18 protein-coding genes are annotated in these 16009 nt (G+C 66.2%); 8 read left to right on the top strand and 10 right to left on the bottom strand.

Annotated features, from left to right (window positions below):
* Window positions 1–9 precede the first annotated feature (9 nt).
* Complete coding sequence (locus ACFWU5_RS25055; protein ID WP_379269206.1) at window positions 10–819, top strand: HAD family hydrolase; 810 nt, start codon at window positions 10–12, stop codon at window positions 817–819.
* Here ACFWU5_RS25055 and ACFWU5_RS25050 read toward each other — a convergent pair.
* On the bottom strand, window positions 783–1952 hold the full coding sequence (locus ACFWU5_RS25050) for an erythromycin esterase family protein (protein WP_379269196.1): 1170 nt from the start codon (window positions 1950–1952) through the stop codon (window positions 783–785). The two genes, ACFWU5_RS25055 and ACFWU5_RS25050, sit on opposite strands and share 37 nt — an antisense overlap.
* Before the next feature lie 81 nt (window positions 1953–2033).
* Here ACFWU5_RS25050 and ACFWU5_RS25045 point away from each other — a divergent pair, with 81 nt between their 5' ends.
* Complete coding sequence (locus ACFWU5_RS25045) at window positions 2034–2741, top strand: TioE family transcriptional regulator (protein ID WP_379269194.1); 708 nt, start codon at window positions 2034–2036, stop codon at window positions 2739–2741.
* Window positions 2742–2784: 43 nt separating this feature from the next.
* On the opposite strand, the gene ACFWU5_RS25040 is transcribed toward ACFWU5_RS25045, so the two are convergent.
* Together ACFWU5_RS25040 and ACFWU5_RS25035 are read right to left on the bottom strand one after the other, a co-directional pair.
* On the bottom strand, window positions 2785–4074 hold the full coding sequence (locus ACFWU5_RS25040; RefSeq protein ID WP_379269192.1) for an acetyl-CoA C-acyltransferase: 1290 nt from the start codon (window positions 4072–4074) through the stop codon (window positions 2785–2787).
* Between the two features lie 78 nt (window positions 4075–4152).
* Window positions 4153–4533 (bottom strand): PPOX class F420-dependent oxidoreductase, encoded by a 381-nt coding sequence (locus tag ACFWU5_RS25035; protein ID WP_379269190.1) that lies wholly within the window; start codon window positions 4531–4533, stop codon window positions 4153–4155.
* Window positions 4534–4650: 117 nt separating this feature from the next.
* Here ACFWU5_RS25035 and ACFWU5_RS25030 point away from each other — a divergent pair, with 117 nt between their 5' ends.
* On the top strand, window positions 4651–5343 hold the full coding sequence (locus ACFWU5_RS25030) for a VOC family protein (protein WP_379269188.1): 693 nt from the start codon (window positions 4651–4653) through the stop codon (window positions 5341–5343).
* A gap of 28 nt (window positions 5344–5371) precedes the next feature.
* Here ACFWU5_RS25030 and ACFWU5_RS25025 read toward each other — a convergent pair whose 3' ends face one another.
* Window positions 5372–5908, bottom strand: a complete 537-nt coding sequence (locus ACFWU5_RS25025) for an HD domain-containing protein (RefSeq protein WP_379269186.1) — start codon at window positions 5906–5908, stop codon at window positions 5372–5374.
* Between the two features lie 92 nt (window positions 5909–6000).
* Here ACFWU5_RS25025 and ACFWU5_RS25020 point away from each other — a divergent pair, with 92 nt between their 5' ends.
* The 3 genes from ACFWU5_RS25020 to ACFWU5_RS25010 all read left to right on the top strand — a co-directional run bounded on the left by ACFWU5_RS25020 (window position 6001) and on the right by ACFWU5_RS25010 (window position 7820).
* Window positions 6001–6156: a hypothetical protein gene (locus ACFWU5_RS25020; RefSeq protein WP_379269185.1), complete on the top strand. Its 156-nt coding sequence runs from the start codon at window positions 6001–6003 to the stop codon at window positions 6154–6156.
* A 91-nt stretch (window positions 6157–6247) separates the two neighbouring features.
* A complete protein-coding gene (locus ACFWU5_RS25015) occupies window positions 6248–7249 on the top strand; it encodes an NAD-dependent epimerase/dehydratase family protein (RefSeq protein WP_379243136.1) in 1002 nt (333 codons plus the stop codon).
* 76 nt (window positions 7250–7325) lie between these two features.
* On the top strand, window positions 7326–7820 hold the full coding sequence (locus tag ACFWU5_RS25010; RefSeq protein ID WP_379243138.1) for a GNAT family N-acetyltransferase: 495 nt from the start codon (window positions 7326–7328) through the stop codon (window positions 7818–7820).
* A 136-nt stretch (window positions 7821–7956) separates the two neighbouring features.
* Here the strand turns inward: ACFWU5_RS25010 and ACFWU5_RS25005 are convergent, their stop codons facing one another.
* A complete protein-coding gene (locus ACFWU5_RS25005) occupies window positions 7957–8541 on the bottom strand; it encodes a hypothetical protein (protein ID WP_379243140.1) in 585 nt (194 codons plus the stop codon).
* Window positions 8542–8732: 191 nt separating this feature from the next.
* Between ACFWU5_RS25005 and ACFWU5_RS25000 the strand changes: the two genes are divergently transcribed.
* Window positions 8733–9512 carry a 2-phosphosulfolactate phosphatase gene (locus tag ACFWU5_RS25000; protein ID WP_379269183.1) on the top strand — a complete coding sequence of 260 codons (780 nt, stop codon included), beginning with the start codon at window positions 8733–8735 and terminating at the stop codon, window positions 9510–9512.
* Window positions 9513–9578: 66 nt separating this feature from the next.
* Here the strand turns inward: ACFWU5_RS25000 and galE are convergent, their stop codons facing one another.
* The 4 genes from galE to ACFWU5_RS24980 all read right to left on the bottom strand — a co-directional run bounded on the left by galE (window position 9579) and on the right by ACFWU5_RS24980 (window position 13086).
* On the bottom strand, window positions 9579–10571 hold the full coding sequence (gene galE / locus ACFWU5_RS24995) for a UDP-glucose 4-epimerase GalE (protein ID WP_379243144.1): 993 nt from the start codon (window positions 10569–10571) through the stop codon (window positions 9579–9581).
* Between the two features lie 195 nt (window positions 10572–10766).
* The gene (locus ACFWU5_RS24990; RefSeq protein WP_379243146.1) at window positions 10767–11291 is read right to left on the bottom strand and encodes a hypothetical protein; all 525 of its coding nucleotides are present in this window, start codon (window positions 11289–11291) and stop codon (window positions 10767–10769) included.
* A 151-nt stretch (window positions 11292–11442) separates the two neighbouring features.
* Window positions 11443–12210, bottom strand: a complete 768-nt coding sequence (map, locus tag ACFWU5_RS24985; protein WP_379269181.1) for a type I methionyl aminopeptidase — start codon at window positions 12208–12210, stop codon at window positions 11443–11445.
* Between the two features lie 60 nt (window positions 12211–12270).
* Window positions 12271–13086, bottom strand: coding sequence for a mycofactocin-coupled SDR family oxidoreductase (locus ACFWU5_RS24980; protein ID WP_379243150.1), 816 nt, complete (start codon window positions 13084–13086; stop codon window positions 12271–12273).
* A gap of 144 nt (window positions 13087–13230) precedes the next feature.
* On the opposite strand from ACFWU5_RS24980, the gene ACFWU5_RS24975 reads away from it, so the two are divergent.
* Entirely contained in the window at window positions 13231–13494 is a 264-nt protein-coding gene (locus ACFWU5_RS24975; protein ID WP_379269179.1) for a helix-turn-helix domain-containing protein, read from the top strand.
* A 68-nt stretch (window positions 13495–13562) separates the two neighbouring features.
* Here ACFWU5_RS24975 and ACFWU5_RS24970 read toward each other — a convergent pair whose 3' ends face one another.
* The gene (locus tag ACFWU5_RS24970) at window positions 13563–15971 is read right to left on the bottom strand and encodes an MFS transporter (protein WP_379269177.1); all 2409 of its coding nucleotides are present in this window, start codon (window positions 15969–15971) and stop codon (window positions 13563–13565) included.
* Between the last annotated feature and the right edge of the window lie 38 nt (window positions 15972–16009).

Genomic DNA, 16009 nt, shown 5'->3' with positions numbered 1-16009 from the left:
GCTATCCAGATGTTCGCCACCGACCTAGACGGCACCCTGCTGCGCTCCGACCGCACCGTCTCCGCCCGCACCGCCGAGGCGATGGCGAACGCGCAGGCAGCCGGCATCGAGGTCGTGTGGGCGACGGCGCGGGCCCGGCATTCGGTGCACGAGTTGGCGCAGTCGTGCGGGTTCCGCGGTAAAGCGGTGTGCGCCAACGGGGCCGTGCTGCTCGACCTGGCCGACGGCACCCCCGAGATCATCGACACGGTCTCGATCGATTCCGGTGCGGCTGTGGCGGCGATGGCGCAGATCCGCACGCTGATTCCGGGCGTGGTGTTCGCGAACGTCGGGGCGACCCGGTTCGTCGCCGAGCCCGCTTACGCGGCGCTGTGCACGTTCACCGATCACCACCGGCACCCGCACGAGATGGAGGTGTCGGAGGTGTTGCCGACAGGTCTGGAGTCGATGGTGAAGATCGTGGCCCGGCATCCCGAGTTGCCCGGCGCGCAGTTGTATCGGACGGCGGCGGCGGTCGGAGTGACCGGTGTGGAGCTGACCCATTCCGGTGCCGCCTATATGGAGATGGCGGCCGAGGGTGTGTCGAAAGCCAGTGCGATGGAACGGTTGTGCGCGATCCACGGCATCGACCGGTCGCAGGTGGCGGCCGCGGGGGACGCGATCAACGACGTCGCGATGCTGACGTGGGCGGGCACCGCGCTGGTGCCGGCCAACGCGGCACCCGAGGTGCTCGCCCTCGCAGACCGGGTGCTGCCCAGCAATGACGAGGACGGCGTCGCCGCCTACCTGGAGGAACTGGTGCGCGACTCCGCGGCCTGACAGGTGCCCGCGTTCAGGTGCAGGATCGCGTCCGCGCCCGCGATGGTGTCCGCGTCCAGCGGAAAATAGCCCTGTTCCTGGGTGACGTCGATCCGGATCAGTCCCGGTTCGAGCTCCGCGGCCGGGACCAAACCCCAAGTGTCGATACGGTTCTGGAGGGTGTTTTCGTAGGTTCCCGGCGCGGGTTCGGCCAGTTCGAGGCCGTCACTGCGCCCCAAGCTGCCGAGAACGACCTGATACCGCTCCCCCATCAGCGCCCCGACGATCGCCCCCGCACCCGACCACACCAGCTCCATCGGCCCCATGTCCATGGTGCTGGTGTTGCGCCGCAGGTGCAGATTGTGCGAGTGGACCAGGGTGGGCCCGCGGCGTGCTTCGAGGGACCGGATGTCGAGCAGGTTCTGGGCCATGAGCGTGTCGCGGGAGGCTGCCAGACTGTTCCATCGCACACCGTCTTCGGTGGGTGCGGCTGCCTGGCGGTGATAGCGGAGCAGTCCGAGACCGGCGGTGAGATGGATTGTTGCCCTTTGCCATTCGTGCAGCGAGGTGGCCGCGATCCGCTCCGGCGCGCGGGTGTAGAGCAGGGCGAGCATGTCGTCGCCCATGGCCCGCAACTGCTCGGCCTCCTCAGTGGCACCGGGCGACATCTTCGCGTCCAAGACGGCCTCGCTACGACTCCATCGCTCGTCACTGCCCGCAGGTCCGGCGATGTCGAAGTCGAGTTCCAGGTAGTCGCGGGCGAATTCGAGGTAGGTGCGCGGACTGGGCGCGCTCATGGTTTCCATCGCGGCGTCGAATCCGTGGAATCCGACCTGATCCTCGGCCGTCCGGCCCTTGTTGTAGTCGCGCAGCCACGCAACCAACTCCCGGTTGCCGGTGAGCTCGCCGAAATCGTGGGAGAAGCCCGTCCGCATCACCTCGTCGAGGACACCGTCGCCACCTCTGACGAACTCGTCGACGGCCAGCGCGGCGACCCGATCCGTTTCGAGCGCGACCGACCGGAACCCTCGATCCACCAACTCGACGAACAGTTCGTTGCGGATCGAGGCGAAGCCGGGTTCCTTGTGTGTCGGTTCCCCAAGTGCGAGCAGTTCACAAGACGAAGGGACGAAGTCGCAAATTTTCTGACTCATGTGTATCAATCGTATCGTTGAAAGAACGGTGGAGACTTCACCTGGAACTCTTCGCCGAATATGTCGTAAAGTCCCAAACCAGTGAGAACCCTACGACCGTCCGACCTGGCCCGCGAACACGCGATCTCGACCCAGGCGGTGCGCAACTACGAAGAAGCCGGCTGCCTGCCACCGGCGCAGCGCACCCCCACCGGCTACCGGATCTACACCGACCTGCACGCCACCGCACTGCGCACCTACCTCACCCTGATCCCCGCCTACGGCCACGCCACCGCGGGCCACATCATGCGCGCACTGCACGAGGACGACCTCGACAAAGCCCTCACCACCATCGACCGCGCGCACAGCCAGCTCCTCCAAGACCGAGAGACACTGTCCTCGGTGCGCCGAGCCGTCGACCACGTCGTCGCCGAACCACCCTCTGCCACAACAGCTTCAGCGAACACCAGAACCATCGGCGAACTCGCCCACCACCTGCGAGTCACCCCCGCGACCCTGCGCGCCTGGGAAAACGCCGGAATCCTCACCCCGCAACGCGACCCGACCACCGGCTACCGCCACTACAGCCCCACCGACCTGCGCGACGCCGAACTGGCCCACATCCTGCGCCGCGGTCACTACCGCCTCGACCGCATCGCCGCGGTCATCGGGCAGATCCGCACCGCAGGCAGCACCGAAGCCCTGTCGACCGCCCTCGACCACTGGCAACGCAACCTCACCGCCCAGGGCATCGCCATGCTCGACGCCGCCGCCGCACTGAGCCGGTATTCCGCCGACCTGCGCAGCTGATCCGCCGGGCGCACCGTCCCCACCCCGGGGCGCCCGCTCGATCTCAGACGCGCTCGAGCACCGCCGAGGCACCGATCCCGCCGGCGGCGCAAATCCCCAGCAGTGCAGTCTCTTTCCCGGTGCGGGCCAGTTCATTGGCCATTGTGGTGACCATGCGAGCACCGGTCGCACCGAAGGGGTGGCCCAGCGAGATCGAGCCGCCGTGGACGTTGAGCTTGTCGATGTCGACCGACCCGACGGCTTCGTCACGGTCGAGGCGAGTCTTGGCCCACTCGGCGCTTTCCAGCATCTTCAGCACCGAAAGTGTCTGTGCGGCAAAGGCTTCGTGGATGTCGACCAGGTCGATATCGGCCAGGGTCATGCCCGCCTTGTCGAGGGCGCGCGGCATCGAGATCGCCGGGCCGATCAGAACCTGGTCGGCGGGGTCGACGCTGACGAAACTCCAGGAGCGGAAGGCTGCCTGCGGAGTGAACCCGAGGGCCCGAGCCTTCTCCTCGCTCATGAGCAGAACGGCCGACGCACCGTCGGTGAGCGGGCTGGCGTTACCCGCGGTGACCGTGCCGTTCTTCGCGAAAACCGGCTGCAGTGCGGCAAGCTTCTCGATGCTGGTGTTGGCGCGCACGAGCCCGTCGGTCTCGATCAACTTGCCCGAAGGCGTGGTGATCGGCACGACCTCGTCATCGAAACGCCCCGAGGCGATCGCGGCCGCCGCACGCTGATGCGAACGGGCAGCGAAAGCGTCCTGATCGGCGCGGGAGATGCCGTTGATCCGCGCCATCTTCTCCGCGGACTCCCCCATCACCTCACCGGTGGTCCGCTCGGAAATCTTCGGCTGACGCGGCAGAATGTCGGTGAACGGCGCGAGCTGACGAACCACGTCCAGGTAGTCCATCGCCTTGGGCTTACCCAGCGCGACCGGAGCGACCGCGTGCACGACCTTCTGCGGCAGCTTGATCTCGGCATTGCTGGTGGAATCGCTGCCACCGGCGATCATGATGTCGTACTCGCCGCGCTCGATCGCCGCGGCCGCCGAAGTCACCGCCTGCAGACCCGAGGCGCATGCGCGAGTGACCGTGTACCCCTCACAACCGAAATCAAGGTTCAGATCGAGGGCGATCTCGCGCGCGATGTTCGGCGCATGGCTGGGCAGTACCACCCCGCCCCACACGATCGACTGGATCTCGCCGGGCGCGATGCCGGTCCGCTCGATCAACCCGCGAACCGCGGTGCCGGCCAGGGCGATACTGTCCAAGCGAGTGAAGTCGGTGAAGGCGCGCACGAACGGTGTGCGCGCACCCCCGACGATGACGGCTCGGTTGCGTTTCACGGCCATGTGAGTCCCTTCGGAAGTGCTGCCGAAACCTCACAGTATCCGATACCGACGGTTCTACATATCGGTTCGAGGCAAACGTCAGGCGGGCGTGATCTCGATGCCGATCGTGGCCGCCTTGCCGCGGCGCAGCGTACTGCCCAGGATCACCAGCGGGCCGGTCAGCCAGTATTTCCGGCGCAGCGCAGACCGCACCTTCTCGGTTTCGGCGGCGTCGAGCAAGCGCGCGGTGCCCTTCACCACGGCGCCGTGTGCGTCCCCGCGCGCATTGCACGGTTGCAGGGTCACGTCGGGGTTGCGCCGGATGCGCTTGACCTTCCAGCTGTCGGTGACCGTCCAGACCAGCAGCTTGTCGTCGCGGGACACGGCCCACACGGGGGTGCCCACGGGAGTGCCATCCTTGCGGAAGGTGGTGAGTAGGACGAAGTTCGCGGTCGCCACTTCGCCGAGGCCGTTGCTCATGCCCGCAGCCTAATCGGGCACCGCCGCGACGCGCTTGCCAGTTGCGGTTGGGGCGTCGTGGCATTGCCGTCGCCGAAACTTCTATGGGCGCTTATGCGAAAACGTTCGTAGGCTCGAATGGTGACTGATTTCGCGGTACCGATTCTGTGGGCCGGTGACCTGACGAGCACCCTCGATTTCTACCGAGCGCTCGGCTTCACCGTGACCTGGGAGCAATCCCGCCCGTACGTCTACGGCTCCATCGAAAAAGACAGCTGCGCACTACATTTCGTCGCCGCCCCACCCGGCATCGACCTCCCCGCCGAACACGCGGCAGCCCTGCTGCTGGTCGACGATGTGGCCGCCCGCCACGCCGAATACACCGCGGCCCTACGCGCACACTTCGGCAAGATCCCCATCAAGGGCTGCCCCCGAATCACCCGCTTCCGCCCCGGCCAAACCCGCTTCACCCTGGTAGACCCGGTAGGCAACTGGATCACGGTCATCCAGCACGGCGAACCCGACTTCGACTACGGCGGCTCCCACGAACTCGAAGGCCTAGCCAAAGTCCTCGACAACGCCAGAATCCTGCGCGACTTCAAAACCGACGACCGAGCCGCCACCCGAGCCCTCGAAACCGGCCTACGCCGCTTCACCACCACCGCCACCCCCCTGGACCGAGCTCGCGCCTACACCGCCCTCATCGAACTAACAACTCTCGCAGGTGATTCCGACAAACAAGCCCACTGGAAGTCCGAACTCGCCGCCCTCGACCTGACCCCCGAGGAACGCACCACCCTCGCAGAACTGTCCCCGCCCGCCGCAGACTGATCACGGCTTCTGACGCCGACGACAAGGGTCAGGTCGATGTTCCGTAGTTGGCTTGGAAGGCCAACCGCTGGTCAGCGTCTGCGGCAATCCGATCCAGCTCGTCGTCGAGCACCAGGAAGATCTCCCACGCCTGCTGGCAATCGGCAGTCACGAGACGCTCCACCAGCAATTGCTCGAGATCGGGTACCCGTTTGCCCTTCCAGATCTTGTCCGCCAGGCTGACGATCAAGTCATCGAGGACAATGTCGGACTCCGTCCAGCAGGCGTGAGTTCGCGCGAATCGAGCCGCTCTTTCGTCGAATCCCTGCGCCAAAAGCAGTTCGTAGCCAGCAGATTCATGGTGGGAACCCGGTTTCGACAGCTCGTCGCGATGAATCACCTTGCCGATGTCATGGGTGGCGGCCCCGAACAGCACCAGCGCCCGATCGAACGTCACCGCCGGATAGCGCAGCTCCATCCAGTCGGCCAACTGCCAGGCGACATCGTGCACCGCACGAAGGTGAGCGGCGAGCCGAGCAGGCGCGTCGAGCTTCCCCAGCAGAACCGTCACCGCGTCCGGCAGCAATCTAGGACCCGGATCGGTCAGGGCCCGTTGCAGCGCACCATGATTCACCCAGCCAGCGTAATCTGACAGTCCGCCGTGGATGGAGAGCGCCGATGGCCGAAGACACAACCCCGATGAGCCAGGCCCGCCGCGAAGACTTCTGGCATACCGTGGGCTGGCGCCCGGACCTGCCCGAAGACCAACGCCTGGCGATCGAGCAGGCGTGGCCGGACCCGATGATCGAGGAAGCGGAATCCCACGGCTTCTGATCTGAAGTCGTCGGTCGTCGTCTATCGAGATTGCTTTCGCCAGTGGCGAACTCGCCCTCCCTGATAGCTGATGAGTGGAACAGTGAAACCCATGCGAGTCCTCGTTCTCGGCGGCACCCTCTTCCTGTCCGCACAGATCGCTCGTGAGGCGGCAACGCGAGGTCACGAGGTGACCTGCGTTGCGCGCGGCCGATCCGGGCAGGTACCCGAGGGCGTGCGTCTGCTCAGCATCGACCGCGAAACCCCCGGTGCCCTCGACGTTCTGGCAGACGATCACTTCGACGCGGTGATCGACGTGGCGCGCGCGGCATCACGGTGGGTCGTCGACGCGCTGGACGTGCTGGCCGACCGAACCCAGCATTGGACATTCGTGTCCAGCATCAGCGTCTACGCCGATTCCGCCACGGTGGGCCAGAGCACGGAAGCCTCACTGCGCGAACCGATCTGGGAGCCTGCGCACGATCGCACCGAACTGACCTCGGAACGCTACGGCAGCATCAAAGTCGCCAGCGAGATATCAGTTCGCGAACGCATGGGCGAGCAGCGTTCCTTCGTGGTCCGCCCCGGCCTGATCACCGGCCCCTCCGACCCGTCGGATCGCTTCGGCTACTGGACAGCCCGCTTCGCCCGAGGTGGCCGCGCGATCATCCCCGACGCCACGCACCAACCCATCCAACACATCGACGTCCGAGACCTCGCCGCCTGGATCATCACCTCCGCCGAAGCGCGCCTGACCGGAACCTACGACGCCATCGGCCCCATCACCGACCTCGGATCGATCCTGCAAGAAACCGCACAACTCGTCGGCCCCACCGACCTCGAACTGATCCCGATCCCCCCGGCGACTCTCACCGAATCGGGATTCACCCCCTGGTCAGGCCCGAAGTCCCTCCCACTGTGGCTACCCACCGAGGAACACGGCCTGGTCACCCACGACCCCACCCCCGCCCTCGCCGCCGGATTGAAACCCCGCCCCTTATCCGACACCGTCCACGCCACCTTGACCGACGAACAGTCCCGCGGCCTCAACCGCCCCCGCAAGGCCGGCCTGACCTCCGCCGAAGAGCACGAAATTCTCGAACGACACCTCTGATCAATTCCATCCACTCCGACTGTCCCGGCCTCTGGATCGGTCTTCCTGAATGCGGTCAGCGCGCTACGGTCGCCTTGTGCTCGACCTCATCGCACCAACCACGCACCTGCATCGCGCCTGGCTCAACGCGCATCACGAGTGGGGTCCCGGCCCCCACGAAGACGGGTTCGGGCTGACACCAGCCGACGAGGTCGATTCGCCAGCCGGATTCGCGGCCTGGGTGGCACGACTGGTCGACGAGTCTACGCACACGACCTATCGGTGGATTGTCGACGACCAGCAGATCCTCGGCGGGATCGCGCTGCGCCACCACGTCCGCTGGGCAGGCCACATCGGCTTCGGCATCCGCCCGACCGCACGCCGACGCGGGCTGGCCACCTGGGCACTCGAGCGCACACTCGACCAAGCCCGCCAGCTCGATATGGACCGCGTCCTGCTCGTCTGTGCCATCGACAACGTCGCCTCTGCGAAAACGATCCAGAGACTGGGCGGCGTCTTCGAAGGGGTTAGCGACACCGATCTCGGCCCCGCGCAACGCTTCTGGATCACGCTTCCTCGACCGAACCAATGAGTTTCGGAGACCGGATCGCCGAATAGCTTCAGCGTGAGTGCACGCCAAACCGTCGGGCATCAGAGAAATGTTGGCGGACAAGCACTTCGCCGCACAGTGACCCGTGTAGCGCAACACCGCGCGTACTGCGGCGACCCTATCCTGCCCAGAAGCCGATGAGATCCTTGTCGGCGGTCTTGGATTCTCGCAACCACTCGACGATGCTGTCGGCGTAGCCGCCGCGGTCGTCGGGTCCTGCGGCGATGGTCTCCCACTCTGCCAGTTGTTCCGCGCAGCTTTCCTTCCCGATGTGGCCCCAGCCGTTCGAGTCGGTATAGGGGAACGGGTCATGGCCGTCCATGTTGGAGGCCAGGCTCAGAATCACGTCGGGAAGACCGTTATAGCCGAACCAGAAACTCACGTCGCCGATGTATCGGCCGAGGTCTTCGCAGACCAGTTCCAAAGCCGAGATGTAGGCATCGGGGCGGTCCTCGTCGAAGGGCCCGCCGGCGAAGATGGTTCGCAGCGCCTGCGGATGCTGCGCGTCCTCGCAGGGGTCACACTCCTCGCAGTCGGGACCTTCACAGTCAGGAAGATCGCACGGTTCGCAGCAGCCGTGCTCCGGATCATGATCGTCGGACACCTCGGCGATCAGCCTGTTCAGGAACTCCTCGTCCTTGGATCCGATGACTGCCTCGAGCTCTGCCAGATCGACAAGGTACACGTGCAAGATATGTGACACGACGCGAATCCTAGCCAGCCACACCGACATTCAACTTGCCAAGACCGGAGTCCGCGATGATTCGGGTCCTGACTTCGGCATTCTCGAGCGTTCCCAGAGTGACCCGAGCATTGCGTGCGCGATGAGGCTATGGGTGGCTGCGTGCGCATTCGCGTGGTGGACTGGCAGATTCGTCTATCAGGAGGTCAGCGGTGCGATCCACGCCACAATGGGCACAACAGCGAGGATTCGGGGTTCGGCTCGAGTGGGGGCGGGCCGGGGCGGCGGCGCTGGCGAGCGGGGCAGCGTGCGTAGTGGTGATCGATGTGCTGTCGTTTACGACTGCGGTGTCGGTGACGACTGCGGCGGGAACTGCGGTGTTTCCGTATCGGTGGCGGGATGAAACGGCGCGAGCGTTTGCCGAGGAGCGCGGTGCCGAGTTGGCGGTCGGACGACGGGAGAGCGGTCCGTGGTCGTTGTCCCCGGCGACGCTGCGCCGCGCACCCTTCACTGAACGCCTGGTTCTACCCTCCCCCAACGGTTCTGCGATCGCCGCCGCTGTCGAAGGCACGCCAGTTGTCGCTGCTTGTCTACGCAATGTCAGCGCCGTCGCCGACTGGCTCGTCGCGCAGAACTGGGGTACTCCCGATCAGCCGATCGCGATCATCCCGGCCGGCGAGCAGTGGCCCGGCACCGACACCGTGCGACCAGCTCTCGAAGACTTGCTCGGCGCGGGAGCACTCGCTGCCGCCCTGATCGATCGAGGACTCACGACACCATCACCCGAAGCACGCACGGTCGCAACGCTATTCGACGGTTCAGCGGATGTCGGCACCCTGATCACCGACTGCGCGAGCGGCCGCGAACTCGCCGCGATAGGTTTCGCCGACGATGTCGCAATCGCCATCGAACTGGACGCGGACGCCACCGTCCCAGTGCTCACCGACGGAGCGTTCATCAACCGAGGCCCGAATAGGTCTGGGCACAAGTAAGTCCCACGACAGGGCACCGTCGAGACCACGGGGTTCAGGCGACGCTCGTGGCCGCGAGTGAAACCCTTACGGCACAGCGGGTGCGAGCATCGAGCGGTGGAATCGCCAAGCGTCGCCGATGATTTCGGACAGTTCAGTCTTCTGCGGGACCCATCCGAGCTGTTCGTGCGCTTTGGCCGACGACGCGACGCACGCTGCGGGGTCGCCGGGGCGTCGGGCTTCGATGTCTACGGGGAAGTCCGAGCCGGTCACCTCGCGCACGGTGTCGATCACTTCTCGGTTGGAGAATCCTCGACCGTTGCCCAGGTTGAAGATCTCGTGCCGGCCCGGTCGCACCGCGTCGAGCGCGAGCAGGTGGGCGGCGGCGAGGTCGGCGACGTGGACGTAGTCGCGGATGCAGGTGCCGTCGGGGGTGGGGTAGTCGGTGCCGAAGAGGGTGAAACGGGGGCGCTCGCCGGTGGCGGCCTGGAGCAGGATCGGGATCAGGTGTGACTCGGGGTCGTGGCGTTCGCCGAGGTGGACGCCGTCGCTGGTCAGCACCGCGCCCGAGGCGTTGAAGTAGCGCAGCGATGCCGCGCCCAGCGTGGTCGATGCCCCGCACTCGCCGGCGATCATCTGGTCGATGGCGGCTTTGGTCGCCGCGTACGGGTTCTTGGGCCGCACCTCGGCTGTTTCGTCGAAGGCGGTGGTGCCGTCGCCGGTGTACATGCTGCCGGTGCTGGAGAAGATCAGTCGCGGCATACGCACTGCACGGATCGCACGCAGCAGCGCCAGGGTTCCCTCGATGTTGTTGTGCCAGTACTTGTCCGGATTCTGCACGGATTCCGCGACCTCGATCGACGCGGCGAAGTGCAGCACGCCGTCGAATCCCGCTTCCGCGGTGAGGATTTCGGCGACATCATGCACCGACATCTGGTGAAAGGTCGCCTCGGCGGGGACGTTTTCGCGAAAGCCGGTGGCGAGGTTGTCGAGCACGTGGACTTCGTGGCCCGCGGTGACGAGCTGGTGCGCGGTGACGCCGCCGATGTAGCCGGCGCCGCCGGTGACGAGCAGTTTCACAGTCGGTCTCCTAGTCGGTCTATCGGGCTGGTTGCGATGCCGAACTCAGAGTTCGACCATAGCGACATCGTCGAGGCCGGTGTGCCGCTTCGCGAACAGCACAAGAACCGGAACGCTGCCTCCCCCGCAACGTTTCCGGTTCAGTCGAACCGTTGTGGTGGGCGCGAATTCACGCCCACCACAACGGGTTCGGAACTACTGGTTGGAGCCGATGATGCCGCCGATCACCGCCCCGATGATGCAGCCGGGGATGGCGCTGACGAACAGGAAGATCAGGCCGATCAGGGCGCCGACCACGCAGCCGATGGCGATGCCTGCGACGATGTTGCCGGTCTGGTCGATGTTCTGCAGGGCCGCGGGGTTCGCGATCGGTGCGCCGACGGGGGTGAGGGTGAGGGTGGTGGCCGCGGCGTCGAGCTGCGGGATCACGCTGATGGCGGGACCGGCTACGGTCGCCACGGTGGTGGGGATGTAGCCGATGCGCTGGCCGTTGGGTGCCAGGACGGCGACACCGGCGTCCGGCGTGAGTTCGAATGTGCCCGCGGTGAGTTCGACGGTCGCCTCCGAACCGTCGTGCGCCACCGCGGCGTTGTATGCCACGGCACCGTCGATGCCCGCCACCGACGGCCCGCTCAACGGGGCACCGTTGGCGGTGACGGCGGTGATGCCGGTCGCTGCGATCGTGAGCACGCAGGCAGCCAACAACTGCTTGAAGTTCATGGATTTTCCCTCCGACTTGCTGATCCGACCTACCCCGAGATCAGCCCGATGAACCAATGATGCGGCATGGCTATGTGACATATCACTGGATCGGCGGAATTCGAATCAGGTTGCGGGAACACAGTATTCGCAGGTCGAGCAAGGCGACCGGTCAGTTTCGCAGGGTGAGAATCGTCGGGCCGTCGGCAGTGACGGCGATGGTGTGCTCGCTGTGCGCGCAGCGGGAACCATCGGCGGAGCGGATGGTCCAGCCGTCGTCGTCGGTGTACACCTGGGCAGTGGTTGCGGCGAACCACGGTTCGATAGCGACGGTGAGTCCGGGGCGTAGCCGGAATCCGCGGCCGGGGCGGCCGTCGTTGGCGATGTGCGGGTCCTCGTGCATGGTGCGTCCGAGACCGTGTCCGCCGAATTCGGTGTTGACCGGATATCCGTATGCGCGTGCGACTTTCGCGATGGCGGCGGAGATGTCGCCGATGTGGTTGCCGGGTTGTGCGGCAGCGATTCCGGCGGACAGGGCTTCCTCGGTGGCGCGCACCAGGCGTTGATCCGCGGGCACCGGCGTGCCGACGCTGAACGAGATCGCCGAGTCGGCGACCCAGCCGTCGATCGACACGGCCAGGTCGGCGGTCAGCAGATCGCCATCGCGCAGGACATAGTCGTGCGGAAGTCCGTGCAGTACAGCATCATTCACCGCCAGGCAGACCGTGTTGCGGAACGGTCCGCGACCGAACGAGGGCGAGTAGTCCCAGTAGCAGGACGCCGCCCCCCGTTCGCGAATCCGTTCCCGCACATACGCTTCCAGCTCCAGCAGATTCACCCCGACGTCCGCCAGCGCACGCACGCCGGCCAGCACATCGGCGACGAACCGGCCGGTGACCCGCATCCGTTCGATCTCCGCGGGTGACTTCAATTCCACCATCACGCCTCCACTCGGTATTTTCATACCGAGCGTAGGCGCGGTGGTATAAAAATACCAATCTCAGCGGTTGAGGTTGCCCATGTCGATGGGGATCTGCGCACCGGTGATCTGACCCGCCTCGTCCGAGCACAGCCACGCCACGGTCGCCGCGATCTCCTCCGGCTGGCAGATGTAGCTGGGCAGCGCGTTCATGAAGATCGGCGCCAGGGTGGTGCCGTATTCCTCGAACAGCGGCATCATCTCGGCCACCTGCATCCCGGTCTCCACGCCCGCCGGATGCACAGTGTTGACCCGAATCCGGTGCCCACCCAGCTCATTGGCCATGGTTTTGGCCAAGCCGGTGACCGCGTGTTTGGTCGCGACGTAGTGAGCGGTGAACGGAATGCCTTTGATGCCCGCGACCGAACTGGTGAACACCATCGCACCACCTTCGCCCTGCTCGATCAGGTGCGGCACAGCGGCTTTCGCGGTGTGGAACACGCCGGTCAGGTTCACGTCGATGGTTTCCTGCCACTGCTGCGCGGTGATCTCCCACGACATCGCCGCCGAACAGATCCCCGCGTTGGCCACCACCACATCCAGGCGTCCGAACTGCTCGATCCCCGCCGTCAACGCGGCCGACAGCGCCTCGAAATCACGCACATCGACCTTGCTCGCGGCGATCTTGCCACCGGCCGCCTCGACCAGCTTCACGGTCTCGGCCAGATCGTCCTCCGTCGCGCCCGCGTACGAGGTGCTGGCGAACTCCGCGCACGCGTCGATCGCGATCACGTTCGCACCTTCCTCGGCGAATCGCACCGCCTCGGCCCTGCCCTGCCCACGGGCCGCCCCCGTGATGAAAACGACCTTGCCCTCGAACCGTCGCGACATATCCATACCTCTCGAACCTCGATAAACCTCCCCTGACACCTACCACCGCAACCGCCCCCGCGAAGCGAAACCCGATATCCCCGAACCTTCCCGGCATCGGACCAGCACAGACATTGGCGAACCCCTCCGCGACGACCTACCATCGCAAGCATGGTCCGCCTCCCGCTCAGCCCCGCACAGGTCGAAGCAGGCCGCCGCCTCGGCCGCCGCCTGCGCACGGCCCGCGGCGACCGCGGCCTCACCGAGGTGGCCCTGCAAGCAGGTATTTCCCCCGAAACCCTGCGCAAAATCGAATCGGGACGGATGCCCTCCCCCGCCTTCGGCACTGTGGTCGGACTGGCCGAGGCCCTGTCGATCCCGCTGGCCGAACTGGCCGAGTCCTACCGCGCCGAACAGGTCGCCGAGTCCGCCTGACCACCAGCGCGATCTGCTCGTTCAGGGCGGCGGCGGGTGCCGCGGATCGATCGCGACGTAGTCGGACCTCACCGCCGATTCATCGACTCCTCGTTCTCGTATCCCAATGTCACGTCGTGGGTGATCTCGCCGCGGGTCACAGACACCTGGCTCGCGACCGGTGGGTAGCCGCGCGCGACGATCGTGTACTCGCCTTCGGGCAGGTCGGGGACCAAGTAGCGGCCCTTGTCGTCGGTCAGGGCGGTCGCGGCGGGGTCGCCGCCGGAATCGAGGACGGTGATCTGCACGTCGGGGACGGGTTTGTCGCCGTCCACCCAGGCCGAACCGAGCAGGATCGCCATCGGTTCGAGGTCGATGTCGCGGACCAGCGAGCCCGTTTCCGGCACGGTCAGCGCGACGGCCGATGGTCGCATGTGGTCGGCGACCGCGACCAGTGTGTAGGTGCCGCTGACCACGTCGCGGCACACGTACGTGCCGTCCTCGCCGGTGATCGCCGCACCGACTACTTCGCCTCGGGGGTCGGTCAGCGTGACCGTCGCTCCCCAGAGTGGGTCGCCGCGGCGGGCCGAGCGGACGACGCCGGTGAGTTCGCCCGCGCCGATCAGCATCAGGTCCACGTGTTGGGCGCGTTCGCCGATCGACACGCTCACCGCTTCGGGTTGGTGGCCTGCGGCGGCGGCGATGAGGACGTAGTTGCCCGGGCGGGGCGCTTCGATGACGTAGGCGCCGTCGGCGTCGCCGTTGCCGCGCGCTACCTGGTGTCCGTGTTGGTCGATGAGGGTGAGGGTGGCGGCGGGGACGGGGCGGTCGTCGTCGCGGCGGAGCAGGCCCGCGATGACGCGGCCGGTGGCGGCGGGGCGCAGTCGGCCGCCCATTTCGTGGGCGTCGTGCAGGCTCACATCGCGCAGCAAGGTGGTGTCGGCGGGTTCCTCGGGGGCCGGATCATCTTGCAGCGGAATCTCTTTCATGAACACGAGCACGATGCAGGCCACGATCGCGAGGTCGGCGGCGAGCAGGAACACGCTGTGCATCGAGTCGGTGAAGCCTTCGAGGATGGGGATGCGCAGCTCGTCGGGCAGGGCGGCGATGCCGCTGGTGTCGCTCTGCAGGTCCGCGAGTCGGGCGGCGTCGAAACCGGGTGGCAGGGTGCCGCCGAAGGCTGCCAGGATCGAACCGGGCAGTTGGTCGAACAGCACCGTGAGGAACACCGCGACGCCGAGGGTGCCACCGAGTTGACGGAAGAAGGTCGCCGCGGCGGTCGATACGCCCATTTCGGTGCGGCGCACGGCGTTCTGGGCGGCGATGATCAGCGTCTGCATGCACCCGCCGAGGCCGAAACCCATGATCGCGCTGAACGCGAGGGGCTGCCAGAGCGGTCCGTTGTAGGTGATGCGGGCGAACAGGGCGCAGCCGATCGCCAGGATGAGGGCGCCGAGGACGGGGAGCACTTTGTAGTGGCCGGTGGCTTTGGTGATCAGCCCGGATACTTGCGCGCCGACCATGATGCCCAGCACCAGCGGCAACATCAGCAGGCCCGCTTGGGTCGGCGAGAATCCGCGCACGACCTGCAGATACTGCGGCACCATGGTGATCGCGCCGAACATCGCGACGCCGACGAGGAAGCCACCCAGGATCGCGAGGCTGAAGGTGGAGCTGCGGAACAGTCGCAGCGGGATCAGCGCCGAGTCCTTCATCAGGAATTCGACCAGTACGAACAGCAGCAGGCCGCCGGCCGAAATGCCGTAGCACAGCAGCGATTTCGAGTCGGTCCACCCCCACACGCGCCCCTGCTCGGCCACGATCAGCAGCGGCACCACACCCACGACCAGGGTGATCGCACCGAGCCAGTCGATGCGGCTGCGTTGGCGCGGGTGCTGCACGTTCAGCACTTTCGCCACGACCACGAACGCCAGCACCCCGACGGGCACGTTCACCAGGAATACCCAGCGCCAGCCTTCGATGCCGCCCAGGCTCTCGTAGTCGGACAGGAAGCCGCCCACGACCGGGCCCAGCACTGTCGCGATGCCGAACACCATCAGGAAATAGCCCTGGTAGCGGACCCTTTCGCGGGCGGGCACGATGTCACCGACGATGGTGAACGCCAACGACATCAGACCGCCCGCGCCCAAGCCCTGGAATGCACGGCAGCCCGCGAGTTGGTACATGGTGGTGGCGAAACAGCAGGCCGCGGAACCGATCACGAACAGCGCTATCGCCAGCAGGTAGAACGGTTTTCGCCCGTAGATGTCTGCGAGTTTGCCGTACAGGGGGGTGGCAACGGTGGCGGTGATCAGGTATGCCGTTGTCGCCCATGCCTGTTCGTCGAACCCGTCGAGACTGTTCGCGATCCGCACGATCGCGACGCTGACGATGTTCTGGTCGAGCGCGGCTAGGAACACCCCCAGTAGCAGGCCGGACAGGATCGTGAGTGTCTGGCGGTGCGTGAGGCGTGATTCGGCAACGACGGTATCGGTCATGGAGAAGCCCTGGTTCTGATCGGCTGGCAAGTGGGGGT

The sequence above is a fragment of the Nocardia sp. NPDC058640 genome, from assembly GCF_042716995.1.
GTDB lineage: Bacteria > Actinomycetota > Actinomycetes > Mycobacteriales > Mycobacteriaceae > Nocardia.
The sequence above is the reverse complement of the archived record's forward strand: the minus strand, read 5'-3'. Positions and strand labels throughout refer to the sequence as shown.